This is a genomic window from Enterobacter sp. E14S (assembly GCF_055666685.1).
The window spans coordinates 466986-490983 of record NZ_JBVODQ010000003.1 but is presented as its reverse complement, the minus strand read 5'-3'; the positions used below and the strand labels follow the sequence as shown (position 1 = coordinate 490983).

The window sequence follows — 23998 nt, the reverse complement described above, 5'->3', positions numbered from 1 at the left end:
CACCATTCAGAGGCAAATATCTCCCGTTGCACCGTTTCGGTGCTACCGATGATCTACGCTGGTGCGACAAAGTTGCACGTTAAGCCAAACTGCGTTTACCTGAATAAACAAAGCAATAGGCGTGCCAGAATTGGCATTTGGAGGGAATTGTCGGGTGGCGGCTACGCCTTACCCGACCTACAGCATGGGAAAGTAGGCCGGATAAGCGTCAGCGCCACCCGGCAACAGAAGGGAAGGTTATTTCCGACGCTGACGCAGGCTCATCAGCACCGCGCCAAAGCCGAACAGCACGGTCAAAATCCACAGCGGCCAGTTGCCGGTACGAGCGTATGGCGTCAGCCCCGTGGTTGGCGTGACTTTAGTGGTCAGTACCTCACGGGTAAACTGCGGGATCATCGCCTGAATTTCACCCTGTGGACCAATCACAGCGGTGATGCCGTTGTTGGTGCTGCGCAGCAGCGGACGCGCCAGCTCCAGAGAGCGCATACGTGCCATCTGGAAGTGCTGCCACGGGCCGATTGACTTACCAAACCAGGCATCGTTGGAAATGGTCAGCAGATAGTCGGTATCCGGGCGGAAGTTATCGCGTACCTGCTCGCCGAGAATGATTTCGTAGCAGATGGCCGCCGTCAGGGCAAAGCCGTGCGCGTGCAGCTGAGGCTGTACGTACGGGCCGCGGCTGAAAGAGGACATCGGCAGGTCAAAGAACGGGGCCAGCGGGCGCAGAATCGACTCCAGCGGGACAAATTCACCAAACGGCACCAGGTGGTTCTTATTGTACCTGTCAGTGGAGTGGTAGCTGTACTCGCTGTCTTTCCCGAGCGTAATGATGCTGTTGTAGGTGTCATAGCGGTTCTGCTGATTCAGACGCGCATCGACAATCCCGGTGATCAGCGTGCTGCCGCGCGCCAGCAACAGGTCGTTCATCATGTTGAGGAACGGCTGCTGGTTAATTTCCAGATCGGGAATGGCAGATTCCGGCCAGATGATCAGCTGGGATTTACCCATTACCTCTTCGGTGGCGTTGGCGTAAATCTTCAGCGTATTCAGCAGCTCTTTCTCATCCCACTTCATGGACTGCGGGATATTCCCCTGCACCATGGAAACCTGCATGGCGCGATCGGGCTCGGGCGTGAACCACTGGATATAGCGCAGCGGGAAGGGCAGGGCAAACAGCACCAGCGCTACAGCCAGCGGCTTCCAGCAGCGTGTGACCAGCGCTAATACCAGCAGGCCGCTCACCACCATCAGCAGGAAGTTGATGGCCTCAACGCCCATTACCGGCGCCAGGCCTTTCAGCGGGCCGTCAATCTGGCTGTAGCCGAACTGCAGCCACGGGAAGCCCGTCAGCACCCAGCCTCGCAGGAACTCGGTTATTTGCCAGACCACCGGTGCGGCAATAGCGACGCGCAGCCAGGTGGTTTTTGGCCACAGGCGAGAAAGGATGCCGGCGAACAGACCGATATAGAGCGAGAGATACGCGGCGAGCAATACCACCAGGAAGACGTTAACCGGGCCAGGCATTCCGCCAAACTGGGCGATGCTGACATAGACCCAGTTGATGCCTGAGCCAAACAGCCCCAGCCCCCAGAAGTAACCGACGGCAGCAGCCTGTACCGGACGACGATTCAGGGTCAGGCCCTGAAGCCCCATCAGGGAGAGAATGGCCGCAGGCCAGATATCGTAAGGAGAGAAAGCCAGCGTACCGCTGGCTCCAAGTAACAGCGCCAGCAGCAAACGGACGCGCTGGCGTTCAAGCAGTGGGGCAAATGCCATTTACATTAATCTTCCAGTTTTGGCACCGGTGAGTCGTCCGGCGTTCTGACGTGAACCTGTATAATACGTCGGCTGTCGGCCATTGCCACTTTGAACTGGTAACCGTCGATGTCAACGGTCTCACCGCGCGCCGGGAGGTGGCCAAAGGCCTGCATCACCAGCCCGCCAATGGTATCGACCTCTTCATCGCTGAAGTGGGTACCGAAGGCGTCGTTGAAGTCCTCAATCGAGGCCAGCGCACGCACGGTCCAGGTGTGGCGGCTAAGCTGACGGAAGTCGATATCTTCTTCTTCGTCGTACTCGTCTTCGATTTCGCCCACGATCAGCTCAAGAATATCCTCGATCGTGACCAGACCGGAAACGCCACCAAATTCATCAATAACAATCGCCATGTGGTAACGCTGAGAGCGAAACTCTTTCAGCATCCGATCCACACGTTTACTCTCCGGCACAACCACGGCCTGGCGTAACACTTTTTCCATGCTGAAGGCTTCGGCATCGCTGCGCATAAACGGCAGCAGATCTTTGGCCATCAAAATCCCTTCGATGTGATCTTTGTCTTCGCTGATGACCGGGAAACGCGAGTGGGCTGATTCGATGATCACATCGAGGCACTCGTCCAGGGTCTGGTTACGTTTCAGGGTGATCATCTGCGAGCGGGGGATCATGATATCGCGAACGCGCTGGTCGGCGATGTCCATAACCCCTTCGAGCATTTCGCGCGTATCTTCATCGATAAGGTCGTTCTGCCCGGAATCACGAATCAGCTCCAGCAGTTCATCACGGTTTTTGGGTTCGCCGTGGAAAAGCTGGTTCAGAATGAGGGAGAAAAATCCCTTTTTACTGGTTGTCGTGTCGCTACTGTGTGAATTGTCGTCGCTCATGGCGTTTGTTAAGGGTTCTCTTGTTAGTTCAACGTTTACCGCCACGCGATGTCCTTTCGTGGCGGCATGTGAGTCAGTCAGATGACGGACTATTCTTTCTCGGCAATGTACGGATCCTCATAGCCCAGAGCAAGCATTATCTCTGTCTCGAGGGACTCCATCTCTTCCGCTTCGTCATCTTCAATGTGATCGTAGCCGAGCAGATGCAGGCTGCCGTGTACCACCATATGCGCCCAGTGGGCCTCGAGCGGCTTTTGCTGCTCTTTTGCTTCCTGTTCAACCACCTGACGGCAGATGATCAGATCGCCCAGCAGCGGCATCTCAATGCCCGGAGGCGCTTCGAACGGGAAAGAGAGCACGTTGGTCGGCTTATCTTTCCCGCGATAGGTCAGGTTAAGCTCATGGCTTTCTGCTTCATCCACCAGGCGAATCGTCACTTCTGATTCTTCCTGAAACTGAGGAATAACGGCATCCAGCCATTTCTGAAACTGTGCCTCATCTGGCATGCCGGAATTGTCTTCACAGGCCAGCTGTAAATCGAGGATCACCTGACTCATTTCTGTTCTTGCTCCTGCGCTTCGCGCTTACGTTCTGCGGCCAGTTCGGCCTTACGCTTCTGATCCGCCTCTTCCCAGGCTTCATAGGCGTTAACGATACGCGCGACCACCGGGTGGCGTACCACGTCTTCACTGTGGAAGAAGTTAAAGCTGATTTCTTCGACCTCGGCCAGCACCTCAATCGCGTGGCGCAGTCCTGATTTGGTACTGCGCGGCAGGTCGATCTGGGTGACGTCACCGGTAATGACCGCTTTCGAGTTAAAGCCGATACGCGTCAGGAACATCTTCATCTGTTCGATGGTGGTGTTCTGGCTCTCATCGAGAATGATGAACGCATCGTTCAGCGTACGACCGCGCATGTAGGCGAGCGGGGCAACTTCGATAACGTTACGCTCAATGAGCTTCTCGACCTTCTCAAAGCCGAGCATCTCGAACAGCGCATCGTATAAAGGGCGCAGATACGGGTCGACCTTCTGGCTCAGATCGCCCGGCAGGAAGCCGAGTTTTTCACCCGCTTCGACGGCAGGGCGGGTCAGCAGGATGCGACGGATCTCCTGGCGTTCCAGCGCATCTACCGCAGCGGCAACGGCCAGATAGGTTTTACCCGTACCCGCCGGACCCACGCCGAAGGTGATGTCGTGGTCGAGGATATTGGCGATGTACTGCGCCTGGTTTGGCGTACGCGGCTTAATGACGCCACGTTTGGTCTTGATGTTAATGGCCTTGCCGTAGTCCGGCACGCTTTCCGCGCTCTGCTCAAGCACGCGCGCCTCTTTAATGGCGAGGTGGATCTGTTCCGGCTCGATATCCTGAATTTCGCCGCGCATTGGGGCGGTATCAACATAAAGGCTACGCAGAATGTCCGCAGCGGCGTTGACGCAGATAGGGCGTCCGGTAAGTTTGAAATGATTATCGCGACGATTGATTTCGATACCCAGACGTCGCTCCAGTTGTTTGATGTTGTCATCAAACGGCCCGCACAGGCTCAGCAGGCGAGCGTTGTCTGCTGGCTCAAGGCTAATTTCACGCGTATCTATATTCAAACTGTTCCTCTTTAATTGTTTAACTGACCCATTGCGATAGGGCGTAATAAAACGGTCATTACCGAAATTATTCACGCCACAGAATAAAGGCGCAAGCGTTGCGGAAGATATTGGGGACGATGAGAGGAAATACAAGGCCTGCCGGAAAGGCAGGCCAGGGGGATTAAGGCTGGTAAATCCCCACGCCAGAATCGTTTTCTTTACGGGTACGAGAGATCACGGATTCCGGTGACTCGGCAATACGCAGGCCCATTTCGTCCTCGGTGCGTACCAGCTTCGCGCGCAGCGAGTTGGTCAGCACTTCAACAATCTCGACGTCCACGAATTTACCGATCATATCCGGGGTGCCTTCAAAGTTCACCACGCGGTTGTTTTCGGTACGACCGGAGAGTTCCATAATGCTCTTGCGGGAGGTGCCTTCCACCAGAATGCGCTGAACGGTGCCGAGCATACGACGGCTCCACGCGTTGGCCTGCTGGTTAATACGCTCCTGCAGAATATACAGACGCTGCTTTTTCTCTTCTTCCGGTACATCGTCAACCATATCGGCCGCAGGTGTTCCAGGACGCGCAGAAAAGATGAAGCTGTAGCTGACGTCAAAATTCACTTCACCGATGAGCTTCATGGTGCGCTCGAAGTCATCAGCGGTTTCGCCAGGGAAGCCGACGATAAAGTCGGAGCTGATCTGGATATCCGGACGCGCTTCACGCAGCTTACGAATGGTGGACTTGTACTCCAGCACCGTATGCGGGCGGCCCATCAGGTTCAGCACGCGGTCAGAGCCACACTGAATCGGCAGGTGCAGGAAGCTCACCAGCTCTGGCGTATCGCGATACACGTCAATGATGTCGTCGGTAAACTCCATCGGATGACTGGTGGTAAAGCGAATGCGGTCGATACCGTCAATCGCGGCCACCAGACGCAGCAGCTCGGCAAAGCTGCCGGTGGTGCCGTCGTAGTTTTCCCCGCGCCAGGCGTTTACGTTCTGGCCCAGCAGGTTCACTTCGCGAACGCCCTGTGCGGCAAGCTGCGCAATTTCAAACAGAATATCGTCTGCCGGACGGCTGACTTCTTCACCGCGGGTGTAAGGCACCACGCAGTAAGTGCAGTATTTGTTGCAGCCTTCCATGATAGAGACGAAGGCGGTCGGGCCATCGGCGCGCGGCTCTGGCAAACGGTCGAACTTTTCGATTTCCGGGAAGCTCACGTCAACGACCGGGCTGCGGTTGCCGCGAACCTGATTGATCATCTCCGGCAGGCGGTGCAGGGTCTGAGGGCCAAAGACAATATCCACATACGGGGCTCTCTGGCGGATCAGCTTACCTTCCTGCGACGCAACGCAGCCACCCACGCCGATGATCAGGTCCGGATTTTTTCGCTTGAGAAGCTTCCAGCGGCCTAACACGTGAAAGACTTTTTCCTGCGCTTTTTCACGAATCGAACAGGTGTTCAGCAGCAGCACGTCCGCTTCTTTCACATTTTCTGTCAGCTGGTATCCGTGGGTTGAATCCAGCAGATCGGCCATCTTGGATGAATCGTATTCGTTCATCTGACAGCCCCAGGTTTTTATATGGAGTTTTTTAGTCATCGACTTGCTCAGCTCAGGATTGCAAGCCGCGTATTGTAATGCTTTGGTGGGGTTGTGACCAGTATGAAGGTTATGTGTCTCAGGACCGCAAAAATCCGGTAAACTTAAGGGATTCTCCAATAAGGAAAATTGACCATGACACTCCTACACACCGAAGTTGCCGTTGTCGGCGGCGGTATGGTCGGCGGCGCGCTGGCGCTGGGGCTGGCGCAGCAGGGATTTGAGGTAACGGTAATTGAACAGGCTGCTCCGCCGCCCTTCGATCCCGCCAGCAAACCGGATGTGCGCATTTCCGCGATCAGCGCGGCGTCCGTCGATCTGCTGCGCGGGCTGGGCGTCTGGGAGGCGGTGCTGGCGATGCGCGCCCATCCTTACAGCCGTCTTGAAACCTGGGAGTGGGAAAATGCCCACGTCGCGTTTGATGCCGCTGAGCTGAAGCTGCCTCGCCTGGGTTATATGGTGGAAAACAATGTGCTCCAGCAGGCGCTCTGGCTGTCGCTGGAGGCGCATCCGAAGGTGACGCTGCGCGTTCCGGCGTCGATTAAGGCACTGCATCCTCACGAGAGCGGGTATTTGCTGACGCTCGACAGCGGCGATGAACTGGCCGTGAAGCTCGTCGTCGGAGCGGACGGCGCTAACTCGCAGGTCAGACAGATGGCGGGAATTGGCGTTCATGCCTGGCAGTATGAGCAGTCCTGCATGCTGATTACCGTCGAGTGCGAGAATGCGCCGGGAGAAAGCACGTGGCAGCACTTCACGCCGAATGGCCCGCATGCGTTTTTACCGCTGTTTGATAACTGGGCATCGCTGGTCTGGTACGACAAACCGGCACGCATTCGCCAGCTGCAGGGGCTTTCAATGGAACAATTGCAGCGGGAAATTCGCCTGCATTTTCCGAGCCGTCTGGGCAACGTTACGCCGGTGGCTGCCGGGGCGTTTCCCCTCACGCGGCGCCATGCTTTGCAGTATGCCCGTGAAGGGCTGGCGCTGGTGGGCGATGCAGCGCACACCATTCATCCGCTGGCCGGGCAGGGCGTGAATCTGGGGTACCGTGATGTCGATGCGTTACTGGATGTGCTGGGCAGCGCCCGCGGGCACGCGGAAAACTGGGCCAGCCATCAGGTGCTGAAGCGTTACCAGACGCGGCGCATGGCGGATAACTTTATTATGCAGTCGGGGATGGATCTGTTCTATGCCGGATTCAGCAATGACTTAGCCCCGGTGCGCATTCTGCGTAATATTGGACTGATGGCAGCGGAGCGTGCAGGTGGTCTGAAGCGTCAGGCGCTGAAATACGCCTTAGGACTTTAATCTTTTCCCCCTCTCCCAGTGGGAGAGGGTCAGGGTGAGGGCATCAGGCCGCATCATCCTGAACAACAAAAACAAAAAAGCCCGCAGAGCGGGCTTTTTTGTTACTTAAGTGGCTGGGGTGCAGGGATTCGAACCCCGGAATGCTGGTATCAGAAACCAGAGCCTTACCGCTTGGCGACACCCCAATTGCGTTAAACAAACTGCTTAACGACTTTTAAATTGGCTGGGGTACGAGGATTCGAACCTCGGAATGCCGGAATCAGAATCCGGTGCCTTACCGCTTGGCGATACCCCAACAATTTGTCTTGATTACCGAAAAATCGACAATCTTAATTTGGTGGCTACGACGGGATTCGAACCTGTGACCCCATCATTATGAGTGATGTGCTCTAACCAACTGAGCTACGTAGCCAGTACTGCAATCTTCGATGGCTGGGGTACCTGGATTCGAACCAGGGAATGCCGGTATCAAAAACCGGTGCCTTACCGCTTGGCGATACCCCAATACCGCGGAGAACCGCAAAATCGAAGAAATATGGCTGGGGTACCTGGATTCGAACCAGGGAATGCCGGTATCAAAAACCGGTGCCTTACCGCTTGGCGATACCCCATCCGTGCAACGCTTACCCGGGAATGGTGCGGGAGGCGAGACTTGAACTCGCACACCTTGCGGCGCCAGAACCTAAATCTGGTGCGTCTACCAATTTCGCCACTCCCGCAAAAAAGATGGTGGCTACGACGGGATTCGAACCTGTGACCCCATCATTATGAGTGATGTGCTCTAACCAACTGAGCTACGTAGCCATCTTTTTTCGCGTTACCTTATCGGCGTTGCGGGGCGCATTATGCGTATAGACCCTTGCAGCGTCAACACCTTTTTCAACGAAAATAGCCTGAATGTGACTGTTTGGTTAGGTTGCGAACAGCGTGGCCGAATATTCGGCAATTATTGGTTATTAATCAGATTTAGACGGTGAAATGTGAGGCAAAAAAATCAGGCCCCTGAAGGGCCTGATTGCGATCTGAATGATTATTTGTAGGCTGACTGGTGAACGCCTACCGCGCGTCCTGACGGATCGTTCATGGATTTGAAAGATTCATCCCATTCAATCGCTTTGGCAGAAGAGCAGGCGACGGACGGGCCACCCGGTACGCACTCCGCGGCGCTCGGTACCGGGAACAGCTCTTCAAAAATTTCACGGTACAGATAGGCCTCTTTCGAACCCGGCGTGTTGTACGGGAAGCGGAAGCTCGCGGTTTCCAGCTGTTGGTCAGAAACCTGTTTCGCCGCGACCTCTTTCAGGGTGTCGATCCAGCTATAGCCTACGCCATCAGAGAACTGCTCTTTCTGACGCCATGCCACGCTCGCCGGCAGGTAGGATTCAAAACACTCACGCAGGATATGTTTTTCCATTTTGCCGTTGCCGCACATCTTGTCCTGCGGGTTGATGCGCATCGCCACGTCGAGGAATTTCTTATCCAGGAACGGCACGCGCGCTTCCACGCCCCAGGCCGACATCGCTTTGTTGGCACGCGCACAGTCGAACATGTGCAGCGCCTGCAGCTTACGCACGGTCTCTTCGTGCAGCTCTTTGGCGTTCGGCGCTTTGTGGAAGTACAGGTAGCCGCCAAACACTTCGTCAGACCCTTCGCCGGAGAGCACCATCTTGATGCCCATCGCTTTGATCTTACGCGACATCAGGTACATCGGCGTTGAGGCGCGGATGGTGGTCACGTCATAGGTTTCAATGTGATAGATCACATCGCGGATCGCATCCAGACCTTCCTGCACGGTGAAGTGAATCTCATGGTGCACGGTGCCGAGGTGGTTCGCCACTTCCTGCGCGGCTTTCAGGTCAGGTGCGCCTTCCAGGCCAACGGCAAAAGAGTGCAGCTGTGGCCACCAGGCTTCTGAGCGCTCCTGATCTTCCACGCGACGGGCCGCGAATTTCTTGGTGATCGCGGAGATCACGGAGGAGTCCAGACCGCCGGAGAGCAGCACGCCGTACGGCACGTCGGACATCAGGTGGCTTTTCACGGAGTCTTCCAGGGCCTGACGCAGCTCGGCTTTGTCCGTGACGTTGTCTTTTACCGCATCATAGTCGAACCAGTCACGCTGGTAATAGGAACGGATCTCGCCGTCTTTGCTCCACAGATAGCTACCCGCCGGGAACTCTTTAATGGTGCGGCATACCGGCACCAGGGCTTTCATTTCAGAGGCCACGTAGAAGTTGCCGTGCTCATCGTGGCCCATGTACAGCGGGATAATGCCGATGTGGTCACGGCCAATCAGGTAAGCGTCTTTTTCGCTGTCGTACAGGGCGAAGGCGAACATGCCCTGCAGGTCGTCCAGGAACTCGGGCCCTTTCTCCTGATACAGCGCCAGGATCACTTCACAGTCAGAACCGGTCTGGAAAACGTAGCGGTCGCCGTATTCGGCGCGCAGCGCCTGGTGGTTGTAGATCTCACCGTTGACAGCCAGCGCGTGCGTTTTTTTCTCGTTATACAGCGGCTGTGCACCGGCGTTGACGTCAACAATGGACAGACGTTCGTGAGCCAGAATCGCTTTATCACTGGCGTAAACGCCTGACCAGTCCGGACCGCGGTGACGCATCAGGCGGGACAGTTCGAGTGCCTTTTTACGCAGTTCGCCCGCGTCAGTTTTAATATCCAGTACGCCAAAAATTGAACACATAACCTTCTCCGTTAACCCTGTTGCTTTGTAATGTTGCTTGCTTATGAAAATGCCGCAAAGGGGCAGGGCGCGCAAGCGTTTTACGGGTGAAAACGGAAAAAGTGCAATAGTGATTGCGGAATAGTGAAAAAAGAGTATGCCATGAATTCTTTTATTGATGATTATGCAATAAAACGTGCTTTTTGTTAGATGTGGTTTTATTTGTGCAGGCCATAAATGAAAAACCACGCCCTGAGGCGTGGTTCGGTATCAGATGATGTCGATTTCATCGACGGAGGGGTAAATCCAACTTGGCCGGAACGGCATCGAATCAATGTCATCAAGTTGAGAGACGCCGGAGAGGACCAGAATCGTCTCCAGACCCGCCTGGAATCCGGCCAGAATATCGGTGCGCAGGTTATCGCCGACAATAACGGTTTCTTCAGAGTGGGCCTGCATCTTGTTGAGCGCGGCACGAATGATCCACGGGCTCGGTTTACCGACCACAAACGGCTGACGACCTGAGATTTTTTCGATACCGGCGCACAGCGCGCCGCAGGCCGGATAAAAACCACGGCCGTGCGTATCCGGGTTGGTCGCGATAAAGCGCGCGCCGCTGGCGACAAAGTATGCTGCCTTATGCATCATCTCCCAGTTAAAGGAGCGCGTTTCGCCGACAATCACAAAGTCCGGGTTCACGTCAGTGATGGTAAAGCCAGCTTTGTACAGCTCGTGTATCAGCGCACCTTCACCCACTACGTAGGCTTTTTTACCTTCCTGACGCTTCAGAAAATCCGCCGTGGCCATTGCCGAGGTATAAAACACGCTGTCCGGAACGTCGACGCCCGCCGTGGCAAAGCGGTTAGCCAGATCCTGACCGGTTTGGGAAGGGTAGTTCGTGAGCAGAACCAGAGGCATTCCTTTGTCGATGATGCGGTGAAGAAACTCCGCAGCACCCGGCACGGCAACGTTGTCGTGCATCAGCACGCCGTCGATATCACAAATTACATTCTTAATGGTCATGGACAGTCCGACATCAAAAAAAGAAGGCGTTACTATAAGGTCCGATCAACTTTCCAGCAAATGCTGCAGCAGAATTCCGTTGAGCATGGCGCGTTTGACCAGCGCGAACGCGCCAATCGCCGAGCGATGGTCAAGCTTTGAACGAACCACCGGGAGGTTCTGGCGGAATGCTTTCAGCGCCTGGGTGTTAATACAGCCTTCAATGGCGGGGAGCAGCACCTTTTCCGCCTCCACAATTTCACCGGCGATAACCACTTTCTGGGGGTTAAACAGGTTAATGGCGATGGCGATGGTTTTCCCCAGATGACGGCCTACCTGCTCGATCACTTCACAGGCCAGCGCGTCGCCTTTATTGGCGGCTTTGCAGATGGTGCCTATCTTGCAATCGTCCAGCGTGACGCGGCTTTGGTAACCCTGTTCAAGGAGATGGCGAACGCGCTGCTCGATGGCCGTGTTGGCGGCAATGGTCTCAAGACAGCCGAAGTTGCCGCAGTGGCAGCGCTCTCCGAGGGGCTCAACCTGAATGTGGCCGATCTCGCCGACGTTACCGTTGCGACCAATAAAAATACGGCCGTTAGAGATAATACCGGCGCCCGTTCCGCGGTGAACGCGCACCAGAATAGAGTCTTCACAGTCCTGGCTCGCACCAAAGTAGTGCTCTGCCAGCGCCAGAGAGCGAATGTCGTGGCCCACAAAGCAGGTCACCTTAAAACGCTTTTCCAGCGCGTCGACCAGCCCCCAGTTTTCAACCTGAATGTGCGGCATATAGCGGATCACGCCGCTTTCCGGGTCGACCAGGCCGGGCAGAATCACGGAGATGGCAATGAGTTCACGGATCTTGCGCTGACAGCTTTCAATAAACTGCGCGATGGTATTCAGCAGCGCATGCTCCAGCGTCTCCTGAGTGCGCTCCGGAAGAGGGTAGTGCTCTTCCGCAATCGCTTTACTGCTCAGATCGTACAGCGTGAGCGTGGTGTCATGACGGCCCAGACGGACGCCAATGGCCTGAAAATTGCGGGTTTCGGTGATAATGGAGATGGCGCGGCGGCCCCCGGTAGAGGCCTGCTGATCGACTTCTTTGATAAGACCGCGCTCAATGAGCTGGCGGGTAATTTTTGTCACGCTGGCGGGAGCAAGCTGGCTTTGTTCGGCTATCTGAATTCGCGAGATTGGTCCGTGCTGGTCAATCAGGCGGTATACCGCCGCACTGTTAAGTTGTTTAACGAGATCGACATTACCGATTTGAGCTTGTCCGCCAGGTGTCATACTTTTACTTACTCAGTGACGACCTCGTTACCATTAACGATGGTCTTAATAATTTTATAATCGTGTGTGAATGCCGTCAGGTTTGCAACCATACCTGGTGCAATTCCGCCGAGCTGTTTATCCACGCCCATTGCGCGAGCCGGATAAAGGGTGGCCATACGCAGGACTTCATCAAGCGCAATCCCGCAATGTTCAACCAGGTTACGCACCCCTTCAATCATGGTTAAAGAGGAACCGCTCAGCGTACCGTTTTCATCCACACACAGTCCATTGCGGTAGTATATTGTTTTACCGGCAAAAATGAACTGCTCAATATTTGCACCTGCCGGTGCGGTTGCATCCGTCACCAGACAAAGCTTGTCACCTTTCAGCCGCTTAGCGTTGCGAATGTTGGTGTAATCGACGTGTAAGCCGTCAGCAATAATGCCGCAGTAGACGTCTGGCTCATCCAGAATCGCCCCGACCAGACCCGGTTCACGGCCTGTGATATACGGCATAGCGTTGTAAAGGTGCGTTGCGAAAGTAATGCCCGCGCGGAAACCGGCTTTCGCTTCTTTCAGCGTCGCGTTTGAGTGGCCAGCTGAAACGATAATCCCGGCACCAGCCAGTTTGCTGATGACATCCGTACCCGTCATTTCAGGTGCCAGCGTCACTTTGGTGATCACATCGGCGTTCGCACACATGTAGTCAACCAGTTCCGCATCAGGTTTACGCACGTAATTCGGGTTATGCGTTCCTTTCTTGACCATATTCAGCCATGGCCCTTCAAGGTGCAGACCCAGCGCCTGATTAGGGTGTTTGGCCAGGTATTCGCGCATCACGCGGATACCCTGCTTCATGAGATCATCACTGCTTGTGATGAGCGTTGGCAAATAGCTGGTGCAGCCCGATTTCTCGTTGGCTTTCTGCATGATCTCCAGCGTTTCGACCGTCACCGCATCCGCGGTGTCATTGAATTGCACACCGCCGCAGCCGTTGAGCTGTACGTCGATGAAACCGGGGGAGATTACTGCTCCATTGAGTGAGCGCTGTTCAATCTCCGGCGGCAGTTCTGCCAGCGGGCAAACACGTTCAATCAGGCCATCAGCGATAACAATCGCATGGTCATCCAGAATTTCATGGCCGGTATAAATCCGACCGTGGGTTAAAGCGTACATAACGACCCCCGGTTAAAAAAAGCGGCCGCCTCTTGATGAAGAGGCGGTTATTCAATTACAGACCTTTGATGTTCTCAGCTTCTAACTCGTTGAAGTATTTCAGCGTTTTAACCTTCAGCTCCATCGTGGACGGTTCGTCGCAGACGATGACTGATTTCGGATGCAGCTGCAGGCAGCTGATGGTCCACATATGGTTAACGTTGCCTTCAACGGCAGCCTGGAGCGCTTGCGCTTTCACGCCGCCCAGCACCAGAATCATCACTTCTTCGGCATCCAACAGGGTGCCTACGCCTACGGTCAGGGCGTATTTTGGAACCTGGTTAACATCGCCGTCAAAGAAGCGGGAGTTTGCCACGCGCGTGTCATGGGTCAGCGTTTTAATACGGGTGCGGGAAGCCAGAGATGACGCCGGTTCGTTAAACGCGATATGACCATCATTACCTACACCACCCATGAACAGATGGATCTTACCGTAAGAACGGATTTTTTCTTCATACTGACGGCATTCTGCGTCAATATCAGGCGCGTTTCCATTCAGCAGGTTAATATTTTCAGATGGAATATCAACGTGATCAAAGAAATTGCGGTGCATAAAGCTATGGTAGCTTTCCGGGTGGTCTTTCGGTAAGCCAACGTATTCATCCATATTGAAGGTCACAACATGTTTGAAGCTAACCTGGCCTGCTTTATGCATCTCAACCAGCGCCTTATAGGCGGTCAGCGGCGTGCCGCCTGTCGGAAGTCCAAGAACGAAAGGACGATCGGCGGTCGGTTTAAAGGCGTTAATACGGTTAACGATATGGCGAGCGGCCCATTTACCGACTTGTTCAGCAGTTGCCAGGGGAATCAGTCTCATTGTTCACCTCAAGAGTTAAAGTAGAAGAGTGGGCGGATGGCTATCGGGACCTGATACTTAAGCGTAACCTGGAAACTTTCAGGCCGGATCAATCCGTCTTGATTTTTTGAATGATAAAATAAGTTTTCGCTGTTAGCCAGTATAAGGGAGGGTGAATAACGATATTTGGTGACAAAAATCACAAAAAGTACGCGTTTAATTTGCGATACGAATTAATTTTTCACACACTCACAATGCCAGTGAAGCATCAACTGTATCTATAGTTCGTGACACAATAAAAAACAGAGCTGAGAACATGCCTTAAACGGGGTCTCATAGGGGGAAGAAAGTGAGTATTCTAGGTTATTTACAAAAGGTTGGCCGCGCGCTTATGGTGCCGGTCGCCACGCTGCCGGCCGCAGCCATCCTGATGGGTGTCGGCTACTGGATCGACCCCAACGGCTGGGGTAATACCAGCGCGCTGGCGGCGTTCTTTATCAAGTCAGGTTCCGCCATTATCGACAACATGTCCGTGTTGTTCGCGATTGGTGTGGCTTACGGTATGTCCAAAGACAAAGACGGTGCCGCTGCGCTGACCGGTTTTGTCGGTTTCCTCGTGTTAACCACCCTCTGCTCGCCTGCAGCGGTGGCCATGATCCAAAAAATTCCGGCGGACCAGGTTCCGGCGGCGTTCGGTAAGATCAGCAACCAGTTTGTCGGTATCCTTGTGGGTATCATCTCCGCCGAACTGTATAACCGCTTCAGCAGCGTAGAGCTGCCAAAAGCGCTCTCCTTCTTTAGCGGTCGCCGCCTGGTTCCTATCCTGACCTCGTTTGTGATGATCGTTGTTGCGTTCATCATGATGTACGTCTGGCCGATGATCTTCGACGGTCTGGTGAACTTCGGTGAGCACATCCAGAAACTGGGTTCTGTCGGTGCGGGCGTGTACGCGTTCTTCAACCGTCTGCTGATCCCGGTCGGTCTGCACCACGCGCTGAACTCCGTATTCTGGTTCGACGTTGCCGGTATTAACGATATCCCTAACTTCCTGGGTGGCGCACAGTCCATCGAAGCAGGTAAAGCGGTAGTCGGTATCACCGGTCGTTACCAGGCGGGCTTCTTCCCGATCATGATGTTTGGACTGCCGGGTGCTGCGCTGGCTATCTACCACTGCGCGCGTCCAGAGAACAAAGCAAAAGTGTTGGGTATCATGATGGCGGGGGCGTTCGCGGCCTTCTTCACCGGTATCACCGAGCCGCTGGAGTTCTCCTTCATGTTCGTGGCGCCGGTTCTGTATGTTATTCACGCCGTGCTGACCGGTATCTCCGTGTTCATCGCTGCCAGCATGCACTGGATTGCCGGTTTCGGCTTCAGCGCCGGTCTGGTGGATATGGTGCTGTCGTCCCGTAACCCGCTGGCGACCCACTGGTGGATGCTGATCCCGCAAGGTCTGGTGTTCTTCGCGATCTACTACATGGTGTTCCGTTTCACTATTACCAAATTCAACCTGATGACCCCGGGTCGTGAACTGGCCGTGGCCGGTAGCGAAGCGGATGGTCAGGATGTGAACGTGAGCGGTGCTCAGGATCAGGACGTTTCAGGCCTGGCGCGTCAGTACATCGCCGCTGTCGGCGGTTCTGACAACCTGACCGGTATCGACGCCTGTATCACTCGTCTGCGTCTGAACGTCAAAGACTCTTCCCTGGTGAACGAAGCGCTGGCCAAACGTCTCGGTGCTTCCGGTGTTATCCGCCTGAACAAAACCAGCGTGCAGATTATCGTTGGCTTCGTGGCAGAGAAAATTGCTAACGCCATGAAAACCACCGGTCCGGTAGCCGCAGCAGACGCTTCTGCCGCACCTGCCGCCGCGCCAGCGGCTGCAAAACCGCAGGCGGTACCGAACGCCAAAACGGTAGCCGCGCTGGTTTCACCGGTAACAGGTGAAGTGGTTGCGATTGAGCAGGTGCCTGACGAAGCCTTCGCCAGCAAAGCGGTTGGTGACGGTGTGGCGGTGAAACCAACGGACAAAACCGTTGTGTCTCCGGCGGCCGGTACCATCGTGAAAATCTTCAACACCAACCACGCGTTCTGCCTCGAAACCGAAAATGGCGCGGAGATCGTTGTCCATATGGGTATCGATACCGTTGCGCTGAACGGTCAGGGCTTTACTCGCCTGGTGGAAGAGGGCGCTGAAGTGGTGGCCGGGCAGCCGATTCTGGAAATGGATCTGGACTTCCTGAACGCCAACGCGCGCTCAATGATAAGCCCGGTCGTTTGCAGCAATATCGATGACTTCAGTGGCCTGGTCATTCAGGCGAAAGGTCAGGTTGTTGCGGGTCAAACACCGCTGTATGAGATTAAAGGCAAGTAATCGCTCCTGAGTAGAGTCATGCCTTAAGCGGCGGGGGATATCCTCCGCCGCTTTTTTTGCAGCAAAAGCCCCCATTATTTTCTTCAGAGACGTTTTAAGGGTTGTCACTACGTCCGGCTTATAAGATCATATGCCGTTATACGTTGTTTACGCTTTGAGGAACCCACGATGAGTGAGGCAGAAGCCCGCCCGAGTAACTTTATTCGTCAGATCATCGATGAAGATCTGGCCAGTGGTAAGCACACCACAGTTCATACCCGTTTCCCGCCGGAGCCGAACGGCTACCTGCATATCGGGCATGCGAAGTCCATCTGCCTGAACTTTGGCATTGCGCAAGACTACAAGGGACAGTGCAACCTGCGTTTCGATGACACCAACCCAGTAAAAGAAGACATCGAATACGTTGAGTCCATCAAGAATGACGTGCAATGGCTGGGCTTCAACTGGTCTGGCGATATCTGCTACTCCTCTGACTATTTTGATCAGCTGTACGCCTACGCGGTTGAACTGATCAACAAGGGTCTGGCGTATGTTGACGAACTGTCTGCTGATGAAATCCGTGAATATCGCGGTACGCTGACCGCGCCGGGCAAAAACAGCCCGTTCCGCGATCGCAGCGTGGAAGAGAACCTTGCGCTGTTTGAAAAAATGCGTGCCGGTGGCTTCGAAGAAGGCAAAGCGTGCCTGCGTGCCAAAATCGACATGGCGTCTCCGTTCATCGTGATGCGCGATCCGGTGCTGTACCGCATTAAGTTTGCGGAACACCATCAGACCGGCAACAAGTGGTGCATCTACCCGATGTACGACTTTACCCACTGCATTAGCGATGCGCTGGAAGGCATTACGCACTCCCTGTGTACGCTGGAGTTCCAGGACAACCGTCGTCTGTACGACTGGGTTCTGGACAACATCACCATTCCTGTACATCCGCGCCAGTACGAGTTCTCTCGTCTGAATCTGGAATACACCGTGATGTCCAAGCGTAAGCTGAACCTGCTGGTGACCGACAAGCACGTTGAAGGCTGGGATGACCCGCGTATGCCAACCATCTCGGGTCTGCGCCGTCGTGGTTACACTGCCGCCTCTATTCGTGAGTTCTGCAAACGCATCGGCGTGACCAAGCAGGACAACACCATCGAGATGGCCTCCCTTGAATCCTGCATTCGCGAAGATCTCAACGAAAACGCCCCGCGCGCGATGGCCGTTATCGACCCGGTGAAGCTGGTTATCGAAAACTATCCGCAGGGTGAAAGCGAGCTGGTCTCCATGCCTAACCATCCGAACAAACCGGAAATGGGTAGCCGTGACGTGCCGTTCAGCGGTGACATCTGGATTGACCGCGCTGACTTCCGCGAAGAAGCCAACAAGCAGTACAAGCGTCTGGTGCTGGGTAAAGAAGTGCGTCTGCGTAATGCCTACGTCATCAAAGCCGAGCGCGTAGAGAAAGATGCGGAAGGGAATATCACCACCATCTTCTGTTCATATGACGCTGAAACGCTGAGCAAAGATCCGGCGGATGGCCGCAAGGTGAAAGGCGTGATTCACTGGGTGAGCGCTTCCCACGCGCTGCCGGTAGAAATCCGTCTGTACGATCGTCTCTTTAGCGTGCCTAACCCAGGTGCAGCGGAAGACTTCCTGGCGACCATCAACCCGGAATCTCTGGTGATCAAGCAGGGTTATGCGGAGCCTTCTCTGAAAGCCGCTGAAGCGGGCAAAGCGTTCCAGTTCGAACGTGAAGGTTACTTCTGCCTGGACAGCCGTTACAGCACGGCGGAAAAACCGGTATTCAACCGTACCGTAGGTCTGCGTGATACCTGGACGAAGATCGGCGAATAATATTGCTGGTCTGGTCAATGAGAGACAAACGCCGCACCATGCGGCGTTTTTTTATTTAACGATCAGGGTATTAAGACAGGGCCTAAAGAGGCGTGATAAAAATATCAGGTCAATGAGGTGCTACTTATTTTTCAAAAAAAAAGTTTGTGTCATTACGAAAATTAAAAAGGTTATAAAAAAAGGAGAATGTTCCACGTCTAGTCACTGAAATTCCTGATAATTCCCCGCCATTCCTCGCCTCACCGCAAATGTTACAAAGCACTACTAATTATGTGCACTTCGTCATAATCCTGACTTTTGTCCGCTAAAAAGCATTGATAATTCGCGTCGCGAAAAATAACCTAAAGACGGTAGTTAATTCGAGGGTATTTAAAACTACCCCTGACCATTTGGTCTTTTTTATTTACGCCGCTTCAGGCGTTTTAATTCGTCAAAGAGGAATAATCTATGCGTACGTTCAGTGGCAAACGTAGTGCGCTGGCGCTGGCTATTGCCGGTGTGACAGCAATGTCGGGCCTGGTGGTGACACCAGAGGCGAAAGCGGCAGGCTTCATCGATGATTCTACCCTCACGGGCGGTATTTATTACTGGCAGCGTGAACGTGACCGTAAAGACGTCACCGAAGACAAATACAAAACCAACCTTTCTCACTCCACCTGGAACGCCAACCTGGACTTCCAGTCAGGCTATGCCGCGGATATGTTCGGTCTGGATATTGCTGCGTTTACCGCGATTGAAATGGCGGAAAACGGCGACAGCGCCCACCCGAACGAAATTGCCTTCTCCTCCAGCAACAAAGCCTATAAAGAAGACTGGTCCGGCGATAAGAGCGGTATCAGCCTTTACAAAGCCGCAGCAAAATTTAAATACGGTCCGGTTTGGGCGCGCGGTGGTTATATTCAGCCAACTGGCCAGACTCTGTTAGCACCGCACTGGAGCTTTATGCCGGGTACCTATCAGGGTGCGGAAGCCGGGGCGAATTTTGACTACGGTGACGCGGGGGCGTTGAGCTTCTCCTATATGTGGACCAACGAGTACAAAGCGCCGTGGCACATCGAAATGGACAAGTTCTACCAGAACGATAAAAAAACCAAAGTTGATTACCTGCACTCGCTGGGCGCGAAGTACGACTTCAAAAACGATCTGGTGCTTGAAGCGGCATTTGGTCAGGCACAAGGCTATGTCGATCAGTACTTTGCCAAGGCCAGCTACAAATTCGATGTCGCGGGTAGCCCGCTGAGCACCAGCTACCAGTTCTACGGTACGCGCGACAAGGTCAGCAACGGTGGCGTCAACGACATTTATGACGGCACCGCGTGGCTGCAGGCGTTAACCTTCGGCTACAAGGTCGGTCAGGTTGATTTACGTCTGGAAGGCACATGGGTGAAGGCGGAAGGGCAGCAGGGCTACTTCCTGCAGCGTATGACCCCGACCTACGCCTCCTCCAACGGTCGTCTTGATATCTGGTGGGATAACCGCTCTGACTTCAACGCCGACGGCGAGAAAGCGGTCTTCTTCGGCGCCATGTATGACCTGAAAAACTGGAACCTGCCTGGCTGGGCGGTGGGTGCTTCTTACGCTTACGCCTGGGACGCAAAACCTGCCGATATGGCCACGCCGGACGCATACTACGATCCCAACTATCGCCTGAAAGAGTCTTCCTACAGCCTCGATGCTATCTATACACTGCAGGATGGCCGCGCGAAAGGCACGATGTTCAAACTGCACTTCACCCAGTATGACAACCACTCCGATATCCCGAGCTATGCGGGCGGTTACGGCAACATCTTCCAGGATGAACGTGACGTGAAATTCATGGTTATCGCCCCATTCACCATCTTCTGATGAACGCACCGGCGGGCTGAGTCCCGCCGGTATGGAGACTGCACATGATGAAAAAAATCGTAATCGTCGCGCTGCTGGCATCAGGGCTGGTGGCGTGTGCTCAGAATCAGGCGCCGAAAGAGGACTCCCGTCTGAAGGAGGCGTATAGCGCCTGCATAAATACTGCGGAAGGATCGCCGGAGAAAATTCAAGCCTGTCAGAGCGTGCTGAACGTGCTGAAGAAAGAGAAAGCGCATGAGCAGTTCGCGACGCAGGAAAACGTCCGCGTGATGGATTATCAGGCCTGTATCCAGGCGCGTAAAACCGGTAACGATCAGGAAGTGGCGAAGCGTTGCGACCAGATTTGGAAAGAAATACGAAGCAATAACAGTAACTAATTCGCTGTTATCATGCCCGCTGGCGCAGTGCCAACGGGCTTTTTTAGGCAAAAAAAAGCCAACCTTGCGGCTGGCTCAGAGTATGAATACTGATTATTTCGCGTCGTGCGCGTGATCGTCTTCGCGGCAGTCGCCTTCAGCGCAGTGACCGTAAAGGTACAGGCTGTGGTTCGTCAGGCGGATGCCATGACGCGCCGCGATTTCACGCTGGCGCGCTTCGATGGAATCATCGCTGAATTCAATGACCTTGCCACAATCGAGGCAGATCAGGTGATCGTGGTGCTGCTGCTGGGTCAGTTCGAAAACGGATTTACCGCCTTCGAAATTATGACGGGTAACAATGCCCGCGTCATCAAACTGGTTCAGCACGCGATAGACGGTAGCCAGCCCAATCTCTTCACCCATGTCGATAAGACGTTTATAGAGGTCTTCCGCACTGACATGGTGATTGTCTGGACCCTGAAGCACTTCAAGGATTTTTAACCGAGGAAGCGTAACTTTCAGGCCAGCCTTCTTTAATGCGGTATTGTTGTCAGTCATGCGGAATCTGTCCTGTTGCTAAACGATTCACTTCTGTAGGAAGTGACAGAAAATGCACCCGGGATAATGCGTCTCATTATAGAACTGCCATGGCTAAATGAAAACTGCAAGTCTCAGGCAAAATATGCTTATAAAAACGTGGTATCACCAACAAACTTGCTCAATGGAAAACCACGTTTTATCAGGGAGACATTGTACAGGTCTGGGCGAAAAAGTTAAAAGATTGTAGCGATTAATTTAATCGGTTTGACCTGGAGCATGGGCGCAACCGCAGTTGCGCCGCGATAAAATCAGGCGTTCAGAATATCGTCCAGGTGCAGTTCTTCACGGATCTGCTTCACCCACTTCTCAACACGCTCTGCGGTCAGTTCTGGCTGACGGTCTTCGTCGATGGCCAGGCCTACGAAATGATCGTCATCGGCCAGGCCTTTAGACGCTTCGAAGTGGTAACCGGCGGTCGGCCAGTGGCCTACGATAACCGCGCCGTTCGGCTCAATGATATCGCGGATGGTGCCCAGCGCGTCACAGAAGTATTCGGCGTAGTCTTCCTGATCGCCACAGCCAAACAGGGCGACCAGCTTACCGTTGAAGTCCACTTCTTCCAGCGTCGGGAAGAAATCATCCCAGTCGCACTGGGCTTCACCGTAGTACCAGGTTGGGATACCCAGCAGCAGAATGTCATAGCCTTCCAGATCTTCTTTGCTGCTCTTGGCGATGTCATGCACATCAGCAACGTCTTTACCGAGCTGTTTTTGAATGTTTTTTGCGATATTTTCGGTATTGCCGGTATCACTGCCAAAGAAAATGCCGATGATTGCCATGAGTAAAATAACCTCTTGAAACTTAATAGTATGGTGGCGCAATTTGGCCACGGATAAGGGCAATAATAGCAGAACTGGCAACCCTGCGGAAACAGCTATCGCGCAGGACTGCACTCTGTGCTACATGAAAAGGGCGATAAAGGGGATTTTCAGACTTATGCCTGGCTGCGTAACGTCTCAAGCTGGACGAGCAACATCTCTTCAATGAGCTCGCTGCGGCTGATATTTCGCGCGTCAGCCAGCTCGTTCAGCGCATCGACGGCGTCGGCGTTAAGCTTCAGTTCGACACGCTTAAGCCCACGATTTTTATCGCGTTTAAGCTGGTTGCGTTTATTGATACGCAGCTGTTCATCGCGCGAAAGCGGATTCGTCTTGGGTCGTCCCGGGCGACGCTCATTCGCGAACAGATCTAGTGTCGTACGGTCCGTTTGTTCTTTGGCCATGATTCTGAGACTTCGGGGGAAACACGCCGCCCTGCTAATGCCCGGGCGATAAGCGCGCCATCATACATCACCAAAAACGGCACGCCAACGACTGGAAGCCCGCAGCCTTCCAGTCGCTTTTTTTTTAATCAATTTGCAGTATCAGCAAGATAGCGGCGAATGGCGCGCAGCACAGCATCCGGTTTTTCCGCATGCACCCAGTGCCCTGCACCGGCAATCACGTGCGCGCGAGCCTGCGGGAATTGGGCCAGCAGCGTGTCGCGGTACGCGTCGGTAACGTAAGGCGAGTTGCCGCCGCGAATAAAGAGAGTAGGGTGTGGCCAGGCGGGGACGGTTTCCCAGCCGACGATGTTATTGTACTGATCCCAGAGCACCGGCACGTTAAAACGCCATTGCCCGTCAACAAACGACTTCAGCAGGAACTGCACGACGCCTTCTTCATCAAGATGTTCACGCATGACGGCAGCCGCCTGTTGGCGCGTCGCGACACCCGATTCGGTGACCGCATTGATGGCGGCAAAAATCTCGTCGTGACGACGGACGTCGTAATCCACGGGCGCAACGTCAATCACCACCAGGCCGCTAATACGGTCCGGGGCCAGTGCCGTCAGGGCCATCACCGCTTTGCCACCCATTGAATGCCCGATGAGGGTCACCTTTTGCAGGTCTTGGGCATCCAGCGTATCCAGCAGATCCTGCGCCATCGCCGCGTAGGTCATCTCGTCGGAACGCCCGGAAAGACCATGATTGCGCATATCGACCTGTAAAATATCGTGGTCGGTAACCAGATCGCGCGCCAGCACGCCCAGGTTATCCAGACTACCAAAAAGCCCGTGAACCAGTACGATGGGAGAATTATTGTTCGGCGATTGTGCAGTTTGCGCTCGGGTATTCAATTTCATGGCAAAGTTCTTTTTTTACGTATGTCAGGTTAGGGTATCATGTTGACCATTCTGCCGCCCGGCTGCAAGGTTCCAGTTTAATCTGACTTTTGCGGCCAACCTGGTTTGACGCTATCCGCTGTTGGGATTTGACCTTATAATCCCAATGACTTGTATTCAGATAAGATATCGCACTGGATTAAGATGAAAACAATCGAAGTTGATGACGAACTCTATCAGTATATTGCCAGCCAGACGCGGCATATCGGGGAGAGCGCGTCCGACATTTTACGGCGCATGCTTAAAATTTCCGCCGCTTCACAGCCTGCTACCCCAGTCACCAAAGATGTCGTGTCTCAGCCGAGCGTTGTTGCACAAGCAAAACCTGCCGTGACGCCGGCAAAAGATAAAGTGCGCGCGATGCGCGAGCTGCTGCTCTCCGATGAATACGCGGAGCAGAAAAAGGCCGTTAACCGCTTTATGCTGGTGCTGTCTACACTTTACTCACTGGATAACAAAGCGTTTGCTGAAGCGACCGAGTCGCTTCACGGCCGTACTCGCGTCTATTTCGCGGGCGACGAGCAGACGCTGCTGCAAAATGGCAATCAAACCAAACCCAAACATGTTCCTGGCACCCCGTACTGGGTGATCACCAATACCAATACGGGCCGCAAGTGCAGCATGATTGAACACATCATGCAGTCCATGCAGTTCCCGGCGGAATTGATTGAAAAGGTTTGCGGTACAATTTAACCCTTGCATCAGAAGGA

The 23998-nt window shown here is 54.1% G+C and carries 20 protein-coding genes and 7 tRNA genes; 6 read left to right on the top strand and 21 right to left on the bottom strand.

Going from position 1 to position 23998, the window contains the following annotated elements; translation table 11 throughout:
- Positions 1–237: 237 nt before the first annotated feature.
- From lnt to miaB, 5 genes are all read right to left on the bottom strand, one after another.
- Complete coding sequence (lnt, locus tag ACZ6J2_RS10505) at positions 238–1776, bottom strand: apolipoprotein N-acyltransferase (RefSeq protein WP_471725664.1); 1539 nt, start codon at positions 1774–1776, stop codon at positions 238–240.
- Between the two features lie 5 nt (positions 1777–1781).
- Entirely contained in the window at positions 1782–2660 is an 879-nt protein-coding gene (corC, locus tag ACZ6J2_RS10500) for a CNNM family magnesium/cobalt transport protein CorC (protein ID WP_021242574.1), read from the bottom strand.
- Between the two features lie 89 nt (positions 2661–2749).
- Positions 2750–3217, bottom strand: coding sequence for an rRNA maturation RNase YbeY (gene ybeY, locus ACZ6J2_RS10495; protein ID WP_008501052.1), 468 nt, complete (start codon positions 3215–3217; stop codon positions 2750–2752).
- Entirely contained in the window at positions 3214–4260 is a 1047-nt protein-coding gene (locus ACZ6J2_RS10490; protein WP_471725663.1) for a PhoH family protein, read from the bottom strand. Before ACZ6J2_RS10490 ends, ybeY begins: the two co-directional genes overlap by 4 nt.
- Before the next feature lie 163 nt (positions 4261–4423).
- Positions 4424–5848 carry a tRNA (N6-isopentenyl adenosine(37)-C2)-methylthiotransferase MiaB gene (gene miaB / locus ACZ6J2_RS10485; protein WP_032641703.1) on the bottom strand — a complete coding sequence of 475 codons (1425 nt, stop codon included), beginning with the start codon at positions 5846–5848 and terminating at the stop codon, positions 4424–4426.
- Positions 5849–5983: 135 nt separating this feature from the next.
- On the opposite strand from miaB, the gene ubiF reads away from it, so the two are divergent.
- Positions 5984–7159 carry a 3-demethoxyubiquinol 3-hydroxylase gene (gene ubiF, locus ACZ6J2_RS10480; RefSeq protein ID WP_471725662.1) on the top strand — a complete coding sequence of 392 codons (1176 nt, stop codon included), beginning with the start codon at positions 5984–5986 and terminating at the stop codon, positions 7157–7159.
- Positions 7160–7269: 110 nt separating this feature from the next.
- Here ubiF and ACZ6J2_RS10475 read toward each other — a convergent pair.
- The 12 genes from ACZ6J2_RS10475 to nagB form a co-directional block, all read right to left on the bottom strand.
- Positions 7270–7344: transfer RNA gene (locus tag ACZ6J2_RS10475), tRNA-Gln, on the bottom strand.
- Between the two features lie 35 nt (positions 7345–7379).
- A tRNA-Gln gene (locus tag ACZ6J2_RS10470) sits at positions 7380–7454 on the bottom strand.
- Positions 7455–7494: 40 nt separating this feature from the next.
- Positions 7495–7571: transfer RNA gene (locus ACZ6J2_RS10465), tRNA-Met, on the bottom strand.
- A gap of 17 nt (positions 7572–7588) precedes the next feature.
- Positions 7589–7663: transfer RNA gene (locus ACZ6J2_RS10460), tRNA-Gln, on the bottom strand.
- 32 nt (positions 7664–7695) lie between these two features.
- Positions 7696–7770 (bottom strand) — tRNA-Gln (locus ACZ6J2_RS10455).
- Between the two features lie 23 nt (positions 7771–7793).
- A tRNA-Leu gene (locus tag ACZ6J2_RS10450) sits at positions 7794–7878 on the bottom strand.
- 8 nt (positions 7879–7886) lie between these two features.
- A tRNA-Met gene (locus tag ACZ6J2_RS10445) sits at positions 7887–7963 on the bottom strand.
- Positions 7964–8189: 226 nt separating this feature from the next.
- Entirely contained in the window at positions 8190–9854 is a 1665-nt protein-coding gene (gene asnB / locus ACZ6J2_RS10440; RefSeq protein ID WP_246947298.1) for an asparagine synthase B, read from the bottom strand.
- 249 nt (positions 9855–10103) lie between these two features.
- Positions 10104–10856: a ribonucleotide monophosphatase NagD gene (nagD, locus tag ACZ6J2_RS10435; protein WP_023310763.1), complete on the bottom strand. Its 753-nt coding sequence runs from the start codon at positions 10854–10856 to the stop codon at positions 10104–10106.
- 45 nt (positions 10857–10901) lie between these two features.
- A complete protein-coding gene (nagC, locus tag ACZ6J2_RS10430; protein ID WP_021242995.1) occupies positions 10902–12122 on the bottom strand; it encodes a DNA-binding transcriptional regulator NagC in 1221 nt (406 codons plus the stop codon).
- Positions 12123–12130: 8 nt separating this feature from the next.
- Positions 12131–13279 carry an N-acetylglucosamine-6-phosphate deacetylase gene (gene nagA / locus ACZ6J2_RS10425; protein WP_029740146.1) on the bottom strand — a complete coding sequence of 383 codons (1149 nt, stop codon included), beginning with the start codon at positions 13277–13279 and terminating at the stop codon, positions 12131–12133.
- Between the two features lie 55 nt (positions 13280–13334).
- Positions 13335–14135 carry a glucosamine-6-phosphate deaminase gene (gene nagB / locus ACZ6J2_RS10420; RefSeq protein ID WP_023310765.1) on the bottom strand — a complete coding sequence of 267 codons (801 nt, stop codon included), beginning with the start codon at positions 14133–14135 and terminating at the stop codon, positions 13335–13337.
- A gap of 328 nt (positions 14136–14463) precedes the next feature.
- On the opposite strand from nagB, the gene nagE reads away from it, so the two are divergent.
- From nagE to chiQ, 4 genes are all read left to right on the top strand, one after another.
- Positions 14464–16485, top strand: a complete 2022-nt coding sequence (nagE, locus tag ACZ6J2_RS10415; protein WP_071891616.1) for an N-acetylglucosamine-specific PTS transporter subunit IIBC — start codon at positions 14464–14466, stop codon at positions 16483–16485.
- Between the two features lie 168 nt (positions 16486–16653).
- Complete coding sequence (gene glnS / locus ACZ6J2_RS10410; protein ID WP_471725661.1) at positions 16654–18321, top strand: glutamine--tRNA ligase; 1668 nt, start codon at positions 16654–16656, stop codon at positions 18319–18321.
- Positions 18322–18768: 447 nt separating this feature from the next.
- Positions 18769–20166 carry a chitoporin ChiP gene (gene chiP, locus ACZ6J2_RS10405; RefSeq protein ID WP_023310769.1) on the top strand — a complete coding sequence of 466 codons (1398 nt, stop codon included), beginning with the start codon at positions 18769–18771 and terminating at the stop codon, positions 20164–20166.
- A gap of 47 nt (positions 20167–20213) precedes the next feature.
- A complete protein-coding gene (gene chiQ, locus ACZ6J2_RS10400; protein ID WP_047061876.1) occupies positions 20214–20543 on the top strand; it encodes a ChiQ/YbfN family lipoprotein in 330 nt (109 codons plus the stop codon).
- Positions 20544–20636: 93 nt separating this feature from the next.
- Here chiQ and fur read toward each other — a convergent pair whose 3' ends face one another.
- From fur to ybfF, 4 genes are all read right to left on the bottom strand, one after another.
- Positions 20637–21083, bottom strand: a complete 447-nt coding sequence (gene fur / locus ACZ6J2_RS10395) for a ferric iron uptake transcriptional regulator (protein ID WP_014169146.1) — start codon at positions 21081–21083, stop codon at positions 20637–20639.
- A 290-nt stretch (positions 21084–21373) separates the two neighbouring features.
- Positions 21374–21904: a flavodoxin FldA gene (fldA, locus tag ACZ6J2_RS10390; protein WP_008501067.1), complete on the bottom strand. Its 531-nt coding sequence runs from the start codon at positions 21902–21904 to the stop codon at positions 21374–21376.
- Between the two features lie 155 nt (positions 21905–22059).
- Positions 22060–22347, bottom strand: a complete 288-nt coding sequence (ybfE, locus tag ACZ6J2_RS10385; RefSeq protein ID WP_028019455.1) for a LexA regulated protein — start codon at positions 22345–22347, stop codon at positions 22060–22062.
- Positions 22348–22475: 128 nt separating this feature from the next.
- The gene (gene ybfF, locus ACZ6J2_RS10380; RefSeq protein WP_471725660.1) at positions 22476–23249 is read right to left on the bottom strand and encodes an esterase; all 774 of its coding nucleotides are present in this window, start codon (positions 23247–23249) and stop codon (positions 22476–22478) included.
- 183 nt (positions 23250–23432) lie between these two features.
- On the opposite strand from ybfF, the gene seqA reads away from it, so the two are divergent.
- Positions 23433–23981 carry a replication initiation negative regulator SeqA gene (seqA, locus tag ACZ6J2_RS10375; protein WP_008501070.1) on the top strand — a complete coding sequence of 183 codons (549 nt, stop codon included), beginning with the start codon at positions 23433–23435 and terminating at the stop codon, positions 23979–23981.
- Positions 23982–23998 lie beyond the last annotated feature (17 nt).